The 15504-nt window shown below is 46.5% G+C and carries 7 protein-coding genes; 1 reads left to right on the top strand and 6 read right to left on the bottom strand.

Features of this window, described 5'->3' with window-relative positions; all coding sequences use genetic code 11:
• Nucleotides 1-103: 103 nt before the first annotated feature.
• From I6L24_RS05335 to I6L24_RS05310, 6 genes are all read right to left on the bottom strand, one after another.
• The gene (locus I6L24_RS05335) at nucleotides 104-1339 is read right to left on the bottom strand and encodes a magnesium transporter CorA family protein (RefSeq protein WP_004647341.1); all 1236 of its coding nucleotides are present in this window, start codon (nucleotides 1337-1339) and stop codon (nucleotides 104-106) included.
• Between the two features lie 250 nt (nucleotides 1340-1589).
• Nucleotides 1590-3677 carry a polyribonucleotide nucleotidyltransferase gene (gene pnp / locus I6L24_RS05330; protein ID WP_016806862.1) on the bottom strand — a complete coding sequence of 696 codons (2088 nt, stop codon included), beginning with the start codon at nucleotides 3675-3677 and terminating at the stop codon, nucleotides 1590-1592.
• Nucleotides 3678-3937: 260 nt separating this feature from the next.
• Nucleotides 3938-4207 (bottom strand): 30S ribosomal protein S15, encoded by a 270-nt coding sequence (gene rpsO / locus I6L24_RS05325; protein ID WP_004278577.1) that lies wholly within the window; start codon nucleotides 4205-4207, stop codon nucleotides 3938-3940.
• 894 nt (nucleotides 4208-5101) lie between these two features.
• Nucleotides 5102-6883 carry an exodeoxyribonuclease V subunit alpha gene (gene recD, locus I6L24_RS05320; RefSeq protein WP_216986617.1) on the bottom strand — a complete coding sequence of 594 codons (1782 nt, stop codon included), beginning with the start codon at nucleotides 6881-6883 and terminating at the stop codon, nucleotides 5102-5104.
• A gap of 71 nt (nucleotides 6884-6954) precedes the next feature.
• Entirely contained in the window at nucleotides 6955-11079 is a 4125-nt protein-coding gene (locus tag I6L24_RS05315) for a UvrD-helicase domain-containing protein (protein WP_216986495.1), read from the bottom strand.
• A 4-nt stretch (nucleotides 11080-11083) separates the two neighbouring features.
• Complete coding sequence (locus I6L24_RS05310; RefSeq protein WP_216986494.1) at nucleotides 11084-14794, bottom strand: exodeoxyribonuclease V subunit gamma; 3711 nt, start codon at nucleotides 14792-14794, stop codon at nucleotides 11084-11086.
• 177 nt (nucleotides 14795-14971) lie between these two features.
• Here I6L24_RS05310 and I6L24_RS05305 point away from each other — a divergent pair, with 177 nt between their 5' ends.
• Nucleotides 14972-15472, top strand: coding sequence for a hypothetical protein (locus I6L24_RS05305; RefSeq protein WP_004278581.1), 501 nt, complete (start codon nucleotides 14972-14974; stop codon nucleotides 15470-15472).
• The last annotated feature ends 32 nt before the right edge of the window (nucleotides 15473-15504 follow it).

Raw genomic sequence — 15504 nt, 5'->3', positions numbered from 1 at the left:
GAGTGTTGATTTCTACAGAGCTAATCTAAAATTGAAGTCCACTGATCTACGTGTGCTTGAAAAATAGGACAACTTTTATAAATATCGATTGATAAAGGTAGCTCTATTTTAATTTGGTCAGCTTTTCAACTTCTTTCATGGTCTCTTTCACTGATTGCTTAATCGGCTCATAGTCCAGGAACCAGAACAGATTCACGTGTTGATTCTTATGCTGTTGTGCCAGTAGATCAATCACACTGCGCTCCCCTCGGCCGACCAGATGTCTGCGATAGAAATAATACACCAGCAATACCGTGCTAATGAACATGATCATTAACATACTCCAGAACCCGACAGGAGATTTCGCCCCCGGAATAAATTCAAAGTTCATCCCGTAAATCCCGGTCAATAAGGTCAGCGGTGCAAAAATAGCGGTAATTATCGCCAAGATGCGCATATTTTCATTGGTCTGATTGGCAATGGCTGAAAAATGCAGGTCGATAGCCGCCTGAATCGAGGCACGCAAACGAACAGTGTGTTTTTGGATGCGCTCTACATGGCTGACCAGGTCATTCATTCGGACCAGCATAATATCCTGCCGTTCCGACTTCTTCTTGCCTTTCAAGTGTGGATAATTATCGATAATTTCATCTCGCAGTTCTTGCAAGGTATCAATTTGCTCTTCACAGAGATTTTCCACTTGTTGAAAAGATATGCTTTCTTGCAATAACTGGTTCCATTTAGTAAAGCGGCGATGCCCCTGTAATAACTCCTGTTGCCAGAATTCAACCCGTCGGGTTAAAGGCACACGTAAATCCAAATAACCATCCACCATGCTATTCAGCAAACGTAACGATAAATCCAGCGGGGTCATCGGGAGTTTTCGTGACTTATTTTGTTCCTGAGTGGAACGGATCACATGGGTTTCAATACGGGAAATATAATTTTTTATTGCTTTATTGCCTTGCTCACGTACTGTAATCAGCACTTGAGGAGTCATGATAAAACTAATCGGAGTAGTCGCCAGACCAAATACTTTTTCATGCTGTTCCAGCGCCTGCTCACCGCTCTCGATGTCATCATCCGGGGTAATCAGCTTGCGAAAAATAAGCAACTCATAGTCATCCATGCTATCAAATACACAAGGATGTTCTAAATTAAGAATATCGTTTACATGCAATTCGTTTAGGTATAAATGGGTCTGCTGTTCTATTTCTTTTTGCCAAGTCTCAGCCCGATTAACCACATCTGCCCGGGTATAGTCGATCCAGATAAATTCAGGTTCGGCTTGAGCAATAGGCTCTTTTTGTACAAAAATATGATGTTCGGTCGGATGTTGGTAAAAATAATAAACCTGCATTAAGACAATTCTCTATTCACAATTCTGCTTTTTGTTGTTGCAGGATAGAGCTAGGCCTTCCCCATCTATCCGTCTTAAAATTATGAGCCGAGCCGAAGACTTAAGCAATCCAATCAGTCTTTATTTGCGTAGCAGAATCTTATTGAAGGCATAAAAAAAGCCCTGAGCCAGCCAAAGTAAACACTTTGACCAATCTCAGGGCTTTTTTGTTGTTATTCACATGAGTTTTCCCATGTGAATATTTTAAGAATTAAACTTGTTCGATGTCTTTCATCGTCAATTTGATACGGCCACGGTTATCAACATCCGCAACCTGTACTTTCACTTCTTGACCTTCTTTCAATACATCTGCCACGTTCGCAATACGTTCGTTTGAGATTTGAGAGATGTGAAGCAAGCCATCAGTACCTGGCAGGATATTTACGAACGCACCGAATTCAACGATACGAATCACTTTACCTGTATAAATTGTACCTGGCTCGATTTCAGCAGTAAGTGCCTGGATCTTGGCAACTGCAGCTTGCGCAGCCGCTTTAGTTTCACCAAATACGCGAACTGTACCGTTATCTTCGATATCGATCGCTGCTTTAGTTTCTTCAGTGATCGCACGAATGGTCGCGCCGCCTTTACCGATCACATCACGGATTTTATCCGGGTTGATGTTGATCACCTGGAATGTCGGTGCGTGCATCGAAATTTCAGGACGCGCACGTGAAATCACCTGGTTCATCTCATTCAAGATGTGCATACGACCCGCATAAGCCTGGTTCAATGCAGATTCCATGATCTCTTCAGTGATGCCTTCGATCTTGATGTCCATTTGTAGCGCAGTAATACCGTTTGCAGAACCCGCTACTTTAAAGTCCATGTCGCCCAAGTGATCTTCATCACCCAAGATGTCAGAAAGAACTGCGAAACGCTCGCCTTCTTTCACTAGACCCATCGCAATACCTGCAACTGGTGCTTTAAGTGGAACACCGGCATCCATAAGAGAAAGTGATGCACCACATACAGATGCCATTGAAGACGAACCGTTAGATTCAGTGATGTCAGATACGATACGGATCACATACGGGAAGCGGTCAGCCGCAGGAAGTACAGCTTGAACACCACGACGTGCCAGACGACCATGACCAATCTCACGACGCTTAGGACCAGATTCACGACCTGTTTCACCTACAGAGTATGCAGGGAAGTTATAGTGCAACATGAAGTTGTCAGTTTTGGTACCAGCAAGGGTATCAACCATCAAGGCATCACGTGTATTACCCAAAGTCGTTGTGACCAAGGCCTGAGTTTCACCACGTGTGAACAATGCAGAACCGTGAGCACGATCCAATACGCCTACTTGTACGTCGATTGCACGAACAGTTTTGGTATCACGACCATCGATACGTGGCTTACCAGACAGGATGTTGTCACGTACAGTACGGTATTTAAGGTCTTCGAACAGCTCATTTACTTCTTCTGCAATGCCCGTTTCGTCATTTTCAGGAACGAACTGTGCCACTGCTTCTGCATAAAGCGCGTCAAGTGCCGCATAACGGTCTTGTTTCACTGCAATCGTGTAAGCTTCAGAGATTTTCGCTTCGAATGCTTCTTTCAATTTACCAAGAAGTTCTTCGTTTTTAACTGGAGCAACCCAAGTTGACTCAACCGCGCCTGCAGCTGCAGCAAATTCTTTGATCGCCTGGATCGCAATTTGCATTTCGTCATGACCGAACAATACAGCGCCCAGCATTTGGTCTTCTGAAAGCTCTTTCGCTTCAGATTCAACCATCAGTACTGCAGATTCCGTACCTGCAACGACAAGATCAAGATCAGACTCTTTAAGTTGTTCAAGGTTCGGGTTCAGGATGTATTCACCGTTGATTAAACCCACACGTGCGCCACCAATTGGACCACGGAAAGGTGTACCAGCGATAGACAATGCAGCAGATGTACCTAACATTGCAGCAATGTCAGCATCCATCGTTTTGTCAGAAGAAATAACAGTGGCTGTTACTTGAATTTCGTTGAAGTAACCTTCTGGGAACAATGGACGAATTGGACGGTCAATCAGACGTGAAATCAAAGTTTCAGCTTCAGACTGACGGCCTTCACGCTTGCCATAACCACCCGGGATACGACCAGCAGCATATTGCTTTTCTTGATAGTTTACAGTCAATGGGAAGAAGTCTTGACCTGCTTTTGCTTTAGGCTGTGCCACAACAGCAACAAGTACTTGTACGCCGCCCATGGTGATCACAACAGTGTTTGCCTGACGGGCAACACGACCTGTTTCCAAGATAACGTTGTGCTGACCGAATTGGAATTCTTTACGAATAATATTAAACATTGACATGTTTTATTTTTTCCTAGTTCTTGTGAACAATTATTCTAGTGGAGACCCCTAAGGTTTGGCATTCATGACCATATGGACGAGTAAATGACAAAGCTTAGAAGCCGACCTCACCAGATTAAATACTATTTTTAAACACAAAGAAGGAGCGAAACATTCGCCCCTTCCACTGGCTCAGCGCAAAGCTAAGCCGACTTTAGTTTTCAGTAATACAGCACAAAGCATGCAATACACCCGAAAATAAAGTTTAAATCGAATTAACGACGTAAACCTAAAGCACCGATCAATGCTACATAACGACCGTGGTCTTTACCGTTAAGGTAGTCAAGTAGTTTACGACGTTGGTTAACCATACGGATTAGACCGCGACGGCTATGGTGGTCGTGTTTGTGCTCTTTGAAGTGACCTTGTAAGTCATTGATTTGAGCAGTTAAAAGAGCTACTTGAACTTCTGGTGAACCAGTGTCGTTTTCAGCGCGAGCGAATTTAGCCATGATCTCTGCGCGATCTGCGTTAGTTAAAGCCATTCGATTTCTCCGAGATGCTTGTATATTTTGATAAAAATCAAAGTGATGAGAATTCAAAACCTTGACTGCCGTGCATCACTACAGCAAGTTGCATATTTTAAGGGAAAACGCATCAAATTGCAAAAATAGATCCAGATTTTTGCATGGTTTTGGTTGCTCATTGATACAGCTCAGATCCGATGACTCTTGTTCCTTAAAGATTCAGGTTTTGCATTATTTTAATGAAATAAATCCAGAATAAATTAAATATAGAAACTCCTTTGAAAAGCCCGCAAACCCTTTAGCTCGCTTGAATCTTCAGCTACTCCCCATAGAAAATGGATAAAAAAAAGCCCGAGTAAACTCGGGCTTTTTGGCGCTGTAGTTCTTTCTCTTATCATTATTATTTATTTTATTATTATGGCGTTTTACGCTTATTATTATTTTCAAACATCCTGTTGAAAAATCATCTTCCTTGTGTGGTAGATTTTGCCATATTCCCACCAGACAAATAGAGGTATTTGCCTCATTTTGCTGTAAGCCATTTCGTACATCACAGGGTGAAAATTTGCATAATGTTACATAGCTCTCGTTTTATTTAACGCTATTTACTTAAGTTTACTGGCTAGGGCTGAAAATTTTTGCTAAGAAATTAGGATAAAAATCCAGCAAGCTTCCTATAAAAAAATCAGGATATAAAAAAGCCTTGTAGTCTCTCCCAAAACTACAAGGCTTAGCGGCTGTAAGTTTCCTCTTTCACTTACTTCACTGTAAGTTCGCTGTCTACCGACATTATTATTATCATTATACGATTATGCTCAACTTTCCGTGTTGAGTTATTTTGTAGAACCAATCTTCTCAAAAACCGAGCAAAAGCTCTATGCGTCAATTTCCTGAATCCTTGTAAGCTTTTACCTACAAGATTTGATTATTTTTGCCAATTAAATTACTAGATTTTTCAATGATTTTTTGGCTCAAACCACTTTTCCGGGTGGTTCTGACACAAAGTGCTTGTGTAAAAGCATCATAATCTACCAATAAACTGACCACTTTTTTGGCTCGAGTAATTGCAGTATAAATCAACTCTTTGCTCAATAAATTTTTTGCATATTGATCCAGCACCACTGCGGTATGGGAAAATTCTGAACCTTGAGATTTGTGAATGGTCAGTGCAAAAGCAGTTTCAATACTTTTAGGTAAACGGGTGGCTAACACCCATTTTTCTAAACTCGGAAAATACACTTCAAACTGGTGCTGACCAGATTGCTCACGTAAAAAACAGATGCCAATATCACCATTGGACAGCCCCAACTGATAGTCGTTATAACTCATCATGACGGGGCGTCCGACATACCAGTCGCCCTGTTTCAACTGCCCTTGGGCTGCTAAAAAGCGTTGCTCAATCTGCAGGTTGATCTTGAGCAGCCCCAGATCACCAGAACGGATTGCTGTTAAAATCCGGTAATCATCAAAAGTTTTGACTACCTGTTGCACATACTGCTCAAAATCAGCTGAGTTTCGTTCTGTTTTTATGGCCTGTATATAAGCCTGATAACCATACATCAGCTGGTCATAATACTGATTCAAGTTATGCGCGGTCTGTTCGGCGCCAGCGAGCAGGTACTGCAGCTGCAAATGGTCGATCTCAACCTGATCCAAATCGATCGCCTGTAACTCACTGGCTGCTAGAATCTGTTGCTCAAATTTCTGCAAGACGTGAGAAGGCTCATGATTCTGCTGGATAAACTCCGCCATTGCGCCAATCTTGGCCCCAGTCGCAAAACGCCGCGTGGTGATTAAATTGACCCGGTTATCTTCCAGAGTCGCTACTTGCTGTAAATCTGCCAATACCGTTCCCACATCCACAGAGGCCAGCTGATCTGCATCACCGAGTAAAATCAGCCGTGCATGAGACGGTACGGAGGCCAGTAACATCTGTGACAGGTTTAAATCCAGCATCGAGGCTTCGTCGACCACGATCACATCATAAGGCAGAGGCTGCTTGGCATGAAAGCGTGGCTGTCCGCGAGTGCCCAGACCCAATAAGCGATGCAGGGTGACCGGTTGTAACTGTTTTAATTGTTCTAGCTCAAACTCTTGTAACGCTTCACTATGCAAGGCTTTTTGCAGTGCTTCTTTCATGCGCTGTGCGGCCTTTCCGGTAGGTGCTGCCATGGCAATCCGGATATTTGGCAAGGCTTCATGCAGGACCGCAATCATATGCGCCAAGGTATAGGTTTTACCGGTACCCGGACCGCCGCTAATAATATTCAGCGCCTGCCGCGCAACCATTTCCAGTGCCAATTTTTGCTGTGGATCTGACAATAAATTGCGATCACGTTCGGATAAATCAATAGCGGCAACCGGTTGGGCTTTAATCCGAGCAATATGTGAGGCTACCGCCTGTTCCAGTTGCCAATAGCGGTACAGATATAAATGCTGATCTGCACAAATAAATGGTGCAATTCCTGTACTTTGCTGACGGCGGTCTAGAACCAGATTATGTAATAGGGCAACCTGCTGAGGATCAACTTCGATACAGCTATCCCCTGCCTGTATCGCCTCAAGCAGTTGCTGGATCAAGAATTTTGCTGCCGGATCAAATGTAGCCGTACTAAACGGCGGCTGACACAAATAGTCAATCCAGGCCATTAAATTGGAGTCTTGCTGCGACACGTGATTCTGCTCATTTTCCACACAGTTATCCTCAAAGTTATCCACAGGATAATTTTCTGTTTAATCTTTATATATTTTATAAAACTGCAAAATCATGCTGATTTTTTCTGCTCAAAATAGCCCAATATTTGATCCAGTTTTTCTATGAATTCCAGGCTCGGTTGCCAATGATAAGCCCCTTGCTGCGCCTGTCCATTCATCCCGCGCAAATACAGATAGGTCGCGCCGCCCAATTGCTGCTGAATCGAATAACCCTGCATATTGGCACTCAGGTACCGATGCAGCGCCACCAGATACAAAGCGGCCTGCAACCAGTAACTGGACTGGCTCATATTCTGCTGAATTGCCTCAGCACTATAGTGCTGCTGATCAGGTCCGAGGAAGTTACTTTTATAATCGGCAATATGGTAGCGCTGACCATCGAAATACACCAGATCGATGGAACCGGTCAGATACCGCGCCGATTTGGCTTCATTAAAATCGCTCATGACCATGTCATGTTCGAGAAACAGCTGATGGATTTGCCGAATCTGCAAAGGGGCATCGGTCAAGGACAGATAAAAAGGAAATTCTGACAGATACTGTTTAGCCTCCAGCTGCGCCAAAGCAAAATCTGCCTGAATCGGGGTAATAAGAATATCACGCACCCAGTCATGCATCAGGTTCAGCAAAATATCTTCTGTAATCTCGTCCAGCAAGCCATCAAAAGCAGTCTGGAAAATACTGTCCACATTCAGCGATTCAGTGCTTGCAGAGCGTGTGAGCTGGGCCACTTCCTGTTCAAAAAACTGGATAAAGGAGTCATCCTCCAGCCCATCGAAATACACCTGAAACTGACCTAAAAATTCTAGCAGACCCGAACGATCGAGCTGTTGTGCCGAGTGAAACAGCTGCTGCCATTGCTGGCGATAAGCTTTGCTTTGGTCATGCAGGCGAATTCCGGTCAATAACTTATAGTTCAGGCTGGACAATACGCGCTGCATACTATGACGCAATTCCTCGGCTTTGAAATCTGCCTGAGCTGTGGCCTGAAACAGGGTTCGCAGATTCACCACAGCGGCCTGATAATGCAGGGAAAAGGCCTGTTCCAGTACACTACGTATATGAAAAGCCTGTTCAAATTTTTCTTTCAGTTCCTGCCAGATTTGCGGTGCGGTATTTTTAAAACGGCGCCGGATTTCCAGATTCCAGTAACTGCTGTCCTGAAAATCGATATGTTCAAAAATGCTGTGCAAGAAAGTTCCGGCCACTGTACCTTTAGGAAAATTCAGCCTAATCCAGTCTAAGGGCACGGCTGCTGGCTGTTCTTCCAGACCGGTAAAATGAATTTCATCGGCGGCACTATCGGGCTGTTCTGAAGCCATGACTAGGTCATCCTGCAAGATATGTCCATGTAGCTGATGCTGTGACAAAGCCGTAAAACTGGTTTTGGTTCGCGGATAAAACTGCCGCTCTGGCAAAGGTTGCGCCCGCATGTCGACCTGATGATGGCTCGACTGCTCGACCAGACGCGGTGGTTCCTGAGACAGCGGCTGCTCGACCAGACTTAAAGCATGTTGAAACAGTTGATCTCCCTGACCACGCCAGAAGGCCAGCCCGGAATCGGACTGTGCGTTCTGGTCCTGCAGCATGGCATATACCCGGTGACTGGCACGGGTCAGCGCCACATACCAGAGCCGGTGGTTTTCGGCAGCATTACGCGCTGCATTCTGCAGAATCGCCTGCTCATGCAAATTCTTGTGATTGACTGCAATCACCCGGGATTGTTCCAGGATGTTGTCCTGTTCAGGCGCAGACAGGGAAAAATTCAGATTGCCTTTATTCACATCAAAAGCAGCATCTGCTCCCAATAAAAACACCACTTTAAATTCCAGCCCTTTGGAGGCATGAATGGTCATCAGCTGCACCCCATGATCCCCAGACAGCTTGCGTTCTTTTTCGCTGTCCTTGCCTGAAGGTGACTGAAGCTGGCGCAAATACCAGTGATAGAGTTTTTGCGCCCCCTGATAATATTCACTCTGCTGGCTCAGCATCTCGGTCAGATGGCGCAGATTGACCACCACCCGCTCATTGTCCAGACTTTGACTGGCCACCAGATTGGTCCAGACCTGAAACAGGTTCAGTGCATAATTCCAGGCGGTCAAAAAGCCTTTCTCAAACCACATTTCCCGAATTATATCCAGATCCGCAATATAGCGACTGAGGCCTTCACTCTGGCTTTGCAAATCAATCAGTTTTTTCAGATTGAAGCCCAGCAGACGGGTTAGTAAAGCCCGCTTGACCTTGGCCTCATTGAAAGGATCCATAATCGCCGTCAATACGGCCGCGACATCCTGAGCGATGGGACTGGCAAACACGCTCTGTTTGGATTCTTTATAGCAGGGAATGCCCATACGCTGCAGACGCTGCTTCACCTGTTCCAGAGCAAAATGCCCAAATCCCAACACGGCAATATCATCTGCGCTCAGGCTTTGCTGATGCTCTTGCTGCTGAAAGTACAGTTGCTGCTGGGCAGACTGATTCAGCAATGCACGGATTTTCCAGGCCACCTGGTCTGCCTCCAGGTCCGATTCACCTAGCTGAATCCATCGTAAAGGCTGCGGGTTGATCCTGCCCATATCGACCAGATCTGGATGCGGGCGACTACCGGCCTGAATCAAGGTGTACTGCACCTGTTCGCCAAAATCCATTTGCCGCTGGAACAGCGCATCAACCACTTCTACGAGTGGTTTGACTGACCGATGGTTCTGCATCAGGGTATATTCGCGGCCCTGTTTATGCAGCACATCGGCATGTGCCTTGTTATAGGTGAGCATATCGCCGCCACGGAAACCGTAAATTGCCTGTTTCGGATCACCGACCATAATCATGCAGCCGGACTGCACCCGGTTGGCATCACGCCAGATCTTGGCCAGCAAATCATCCTGATCCTGATTGGTGTCCTGAAATTCATCGACCAGAATCAGCGGATAACGTGCCTGTACAAACTGGGCAAAACGCTGTCCCTGCTGGCCTTGCAATGCTTCCGCCAATGTACGAATTTGCTGGGAAAAAGTGGTTTCACCCTGCTGCTGCAAGGTTTGTGGCAAACGGGTCTGCACACTTTGAATAATATGAAATTCCAGATAGGTCGTAAGCTGTTGCAGCTGCTCATCCAGATACTGTTTGACCTCACACAGCGCATCAATTGCCACGATCAGACTATGTTGCAAAATCAGCTGCTGCTCTGCATCCGGACAGCTTTTGTTAAAGACCTGAGTGGTCGGCTGGAAATCGGTTTTCTTGCGGCGCAAATGGCACAGATTCAGTAAAATCGGCTGCAATTCAGCATCAAAGAAACTCATTGTTCCTTGAGTTTTCAGGGCTGCGCTCCAGGTCATAAAGTTTTCACAAATTTCGGTTAACTTGGTCAAAAAACTCTTGTGAAAATACTTCGGACTTTCCTGACAATAACGCCGCATGACGGCAAGATCATGCTCCTGAATATTCACTAATTGACTGATGCAGGCTTCCAATTTGTTCAGGTCACATTCAGCCGGTTCGATCTTCCGAAAATGCTGCTTGCTGAAATTCAGGGCATCACGCACCAGCCCGGTATAATGCTCCACCGGTTTCAGCAGATTCTGGACATACAGATGATTGACCATATATTGCGGCTGCTGCTGGATCCAGTCACGCAGCACATCATGAATCAGCTGCTGGATATACAGATCTTGATCTTCGGTCAGTTCTGCACGTTCAATCTTGCCACTTTCAAAGGCAAATTCACGTAACAGTTTCTGGCTAAAGCTGTCCAGGGTGCCGACAAACAGTTCATCCAGCTGGTTCAACACCAGACGTAAACGGCGACGGGCATAATCCAGCCGTGAACCATAATCTTTCAGTACCTGCTGAAATAAAGGATCGGTTTCATTCTGGATTTTTGCTGCGATTTCAACTGAATTGAGCTGCTGATGACGCTGGATATAAGCCAGCGTTTCCTCGACGCGAAGCCGTACCCGGTTTTTCAGTTCAGCCGTGGCCTTACGGGTAAATGTGGTCGCAATCACCTGATGCGGATAATACTGGTCCAGAAAAATCCGCACCATCAGACTGGATAGCGTATAGGTCTTGCCGGTGCCTGCCGAGGCTTCAATCCAGTGTAGGCCCCGAAACTTCATGTCCTGAATCGGATTGGTAGAAATGGCTGTTTGCGTCTGCTGCTTTAAGAAAGTCATACGGCTATTTCACCCATTCCAGATGTTGATGAATTGGTGCATACAGGCCATGGGCAAAATCATGACAGCAGTTTTGCAAGGCCAGATCCGGATCCTGATCTTGCAAAATAAATTGCCAATCCTGATGCAAGACACTAGATTCATTCGAAGTCAATGGCTTAGCTGTTTTAGGACTATAACTGTTGTTCCAGGCTTCCAACAATTCCTGCATTTCCACAATGGTCATTTTACCCTGTTCATTCTCGGCCCACTGCCACTCTTTTTTCATCAGTAATTCTGCCGGCAAGACCAGCGGCTGCTGTTGACCAATTTCCCACGCCTTTAACCAGAGCTGCAAATACTCATGTGCCTTGCTCGAACTCAAGCCAGAAAACTTCAGGGTTTTATTACTGAAAATGACAATGCGCTCCAGTTCTGGTGAGCGTGCATCGTCATTCAAGTAAGCCAGCCATAGCAGATACTCCAGCCAGATCTGGGCACGGCGTTTTTCCGAGGCCGAAGAGGATTGCATACTCAGCCAGTAGCTGCTGTGTGGAACCTGAGGCACGTTTATATGAATGATCAGTTCAGGACTGAACTGCAGGGATTGTTGGGTGACTGGCGTCAGTTCTTTGCCCAACTGTAGCAAACGTTCTTGCAATAACTGCTGTTCCTGCTGGCTGCCCAGCCAGGTGGCTTGCTGGGTTTTGCCCACCGGCAAACGGTCTAGCATCAGGTTTGGCTCAATCTCCTGCTCTTGTTGTAACAGGAAATCCCGTACCTGATACTGTTCCAGCTTGTTCAGTAATAGGGGTTCCCGGGAACTCGGCAAATCGGCATAGCGAATCGTGGAAACCCCGACACTTTTCAGGAATAGACGTGCCGGGAAAATCATATCGCGGATCCATTCATCGCCTTTGAGTACCCGGATTTCTTTTTGTTCTAGTGCCGGATAATGTGCATTGATCCAGCTGCTGCGTTTGCCTTCGGCGCTGCGGATATACTCTGCTACCGCAAACCACTGATCCTGAAACCGTGGTGTCTGCATATCTGCAAATCCGGCCGGATCAAAAGGCTGCAAGGGATGCACATGATAAAGCTGCCGAATATGTTGAGCGACCGATAGACCATGAATATCCACCATCGGATCGATTTCGGCATCCGGCTGTTCAGACTGGCAGATCAGCGCGATATGCTGAACCAGTTCCTGCAAGGCAGTGGATGGATCGCGAGCCTCACCATCCTCCAGATCAAAGCCATTATAGAACAGCCATAGATTTTCCTGTGCCAGCAGCAAGGCATCCAGAAAAGCGCCCTGCTCGTCATCCAGACGGGAACGGTCACCAAGTTGCGGCTTCAGGCTGCGCATCAGGTCAAACGGAACCTGTTGATTGCGGCTCGGAAATTTACCGCTATCCAGATTCAGCATCACCACCAGTTTATAAGGCAATGGCCGGATCTGCCCAATCTGGCTAAAAGTAATCTGTCCAGTCGGTTCGGCCTGATCCAGCTGCATCTCCAGGGTATTCTGAATTTCTTCCAGCACATAAGGCAGAGGCAGACTGAGTGCCACCAGCTCCTGACTGGCATGTGGATCATCCTGATCATGATAATCGGCCAAGGTCAGCATCCGCATTTGCTTGTCGATAATCTCGGCAACAGTTTTGAGTGATTCTACCCCGGCATCACGAAATTCATTCAGATCAGCACGCAGATATTCCAGCCAGGTTTTTACCGGCGTGCGTTGTCCAGTTTCATGCAAAGTCAGCCAGTCACGGCGCTGCACCAGATCCTGATAAATCCGGATCAGGGTGGATATCAGCGGAAAATCACTGGTCAGAACCTTGGCATAACTCAAGGTGTCCTGAAACAGGGTATGTTCAGGAATCGCCAGACCCAACGCCAGACGGTCCAGCGCGAATTTAAAGCTAAACCGGTAATCCTCATCGCCTGCGCTCAGGCTTTGCTGTAAATGCTGCTGGTCCAGTCCACGCTTGAAGCCAGCATCTGTCAGCAACTGCAACATCCGTTCTACCTGACTATAGTCCAGACCATAATACTGCTGGGTGGCATTCAGGCTGAGCCAGTCGGCGAAGTCCTCAATACTGAAACGGCGCCGTACCCACTGAATCCGGCCCAGTACCGCGCGCCAGGCATTACTGACATCCAGACGCGACACCCCGGCAATCTGGATCGGTAAATACAGGTTATCTTTCTGCAGGCGTTTGCTGCCGGTTTCGCGCTCACGCGGTGGTGGCGCAAAGACACTACGAATTGCCGGTTCGAGTTCTTTCAAACTTGGCGTCAACACCAGAATATCACTCGGCTGACGCGGCACGTCATTCGTATCTTGAGCCAGCCAGTGAATCAGCTGTTCTTTGAGGACTTCCAGCTGACGTAATGAAGAATGACAGACATGAATCTGTACCGAATCATCATCAGGGCTTAAAGCATATTGATGCTGTTCAGGTTCCAATAAATACAGGATATCCGACTGGATTTTGGCCAGCAGCCTGTCCTGATATTCATCGACAAAGACATCGGCCCAGAGACCCTCTTCCCCCGAAGACAGTTTAGAGAGTAGAGAAAAATGATCCCGTGCCTGCTTGCCGAATCGGGTCAGGAGCGGATGCCGCGATTCCCGGTCTTCGGCATTAAAGTTCAGCTGCTTGATCCTGAAGTCTTTTATTTCCGCATCATTCGGTTTACGTTGACGGGTCTTTTCAAAACGCTGAATAAAGCGCTCTTCCCGCTGCAAATCAAACCTGGCTTTCCAGTCCGGATCGACACTGTCGGCCCAGTATTCCTGCGAGGGGTTGAAGTGAAAAATATAGATATCAATGTATTGCCCCAAACGGCGTAAAAAATCCAGCTGGCTGGGTGGCAGTTCCAGCAGGCTAAATACCACAATCTGGGCCGGCAGTCGTTTTAGAGCCTGGGCGCGGGTTTCTGCATTCTCCAGCCGCTCCCAATACAGGCGTTCAATCTCCAGGATTTTGGCATAATCATCCTGAAATACATGCTGCCACAACCAGCGTTGCCAAGCTTCCAGTTCACGCGCCTGAATCTTGACAAAATCCGCCACCTGCATCTCATGACCATTTTCATCTTTGGGGCTATAGATCATTTGCTCGATATCGAGCGCAATATCCTGCCCCCAGGACTCTAACCAGTTACTCGGACAACCACAGTTGTTTGGAGGACAGTTACGCGCGCAATAACCGCGATAATCCATATAATGGCTAAACAAACGCGACACCTGCTCGGCTACCCAGTACAGCATGCTCTGTTTTTTCAGCTGCTTCTCTGTACCCTGCTCCAGCCGGTCAGCACTGTCATAAATCCGCTTCACAATAGAATACAGCGGATGATCGACGTCTAAAGGAATCTGTTCAGGCAGAATGCATTTTCGTAGCGCCTGAAACACGCGCCATTTGATGATAATGCGCGGAATATTGGCTTCACGGACCTGCTCCACTTCTTTAGGCGCATTCAATACCCACTGATAGGAAGTCCATTGAAAGGCGCGAATCCGGTGATGAAACTGGGTATTGGCGCTAATGCCTTTTTTCTCGGCAATTTTCTGGGTCAGCCAAGTTTCTACTGCCGGAGATGGCACAATAAAGTGCCGGGTTTGTAACACCTCAAATGGATTCCGGGCAGTCTGGTTGACAATACGCAGCATACTATCCAAAAGCACATCAATACGTTGACTCTGAATAACATGAATGGCCATTGGTTCCCCTGAACTGCTGAATGTGGTTTTTACTACAAAACGATAAAGATTATTTACTATACATCCCGAGCGCTCTATGACACTTTAAAACCACACTTCAGTCGAAAAATTTCTTTGAAAAAAGCATCTTAAAGATGCTTGAATAGAAAAAAACAACATAGAGCTTAGGTAGTGCCCATGAAATTAGATAAAATTCCTGAACGTCTCGATCCGAGCCTAGATTTAGAACAAATCCGCGCCGAGTGCCTGGAACTCACCAAAAAACGCGCCTATTATTCTGCCGGTGCTGCGGTTATTCCAGTGCCGTTTATGGACGTGGTCATTGATATCGGTATCTTGTCGCAATTGATTCCCGAGATCAATGCCCGCTTCGGCCTGGCGCCTGACCAGATCAGTGTCTATGATCCAAAAACCCGTCAGGTGCACTGGAATGAGTTGCGTAAACGCGGCGTAGAATTTTCTGGTCTGGTGGTCGCACGTACGGCAGTTAAAAAATCTTTGAACAATGTTGCAGCGAAAGTGATCACAAAGCAAGTCACAAAATTCATTCCGCTGGGCGGCCAACTGGTGGCGGCAAGTCTGGGCTATTTTGTCATGAAAAAGATTGCTGAAGCACATGTAGAGGAATGCTACCGTGCAGCTAAAAATATCCAGCAAAAACAGGTGGCGCAAGGTTAAAATCCGGGTGAGCTGAATTTTTGCAGCCCTCT

It is taken from the genome of Acinetobacter lwoffii (assembly GCF_019048525.1).
In the GTDB taxonomy this organism is placed as follows: domain Bacteria; phylum Pseudomonadota; class Gammaproteobacteria; order Pseudomonadales; family Moraxellaceae; genus Acinetobacter; species Acinetobacter lwoffii_K.
Note: the sequence above shows the minus strand (reverse complement) of the source record. Positions and strands in the feature narration are given on the sequence as shown.

Coding starts and splice junctions, on each gene's coding strand:
- rpsO (WP_004278577.1), bottom strand. CDS start 4,207: ATGGCTTTAACTAACGCAGATCGCGCAGAGATCATGGCTAAATTCGCT.
- I6L24_RS05335 (WP_004647341.1), bottom strand. CDS start 1,339: ATGCAGGTTTATTATTTTTACCAACATCCGACCGAACATCATATTTTT.
- I6L24_RS05310 (WP_216986494.1), bottom strand. CDS start 14,794: ATGGCCATTCATGTTATTCAGAGTCAACGTATTGATGTGCTTTTGGAT.
- I6L24_RS05305 (WP_004278581.1), top strand. CDS start 14,972: ATGAAATTAGATAAAATTCCTGAACGTCTCGATCCGAGCCTAGATTTA.
- pnp (WP_016806862.1), bottom strand. CDS start 3,677: ATGTTTAATATTATTCGTAAAGAATTCCAATTCGGTCAGCACAACGTT.
- I6L24_RS05315 (WP_216986495.1), bottom strand. CDS start 11,079: ATGACTTTCTTAAAGCAGCAGACGCAAACAGCCATTTCTACCAATCCG.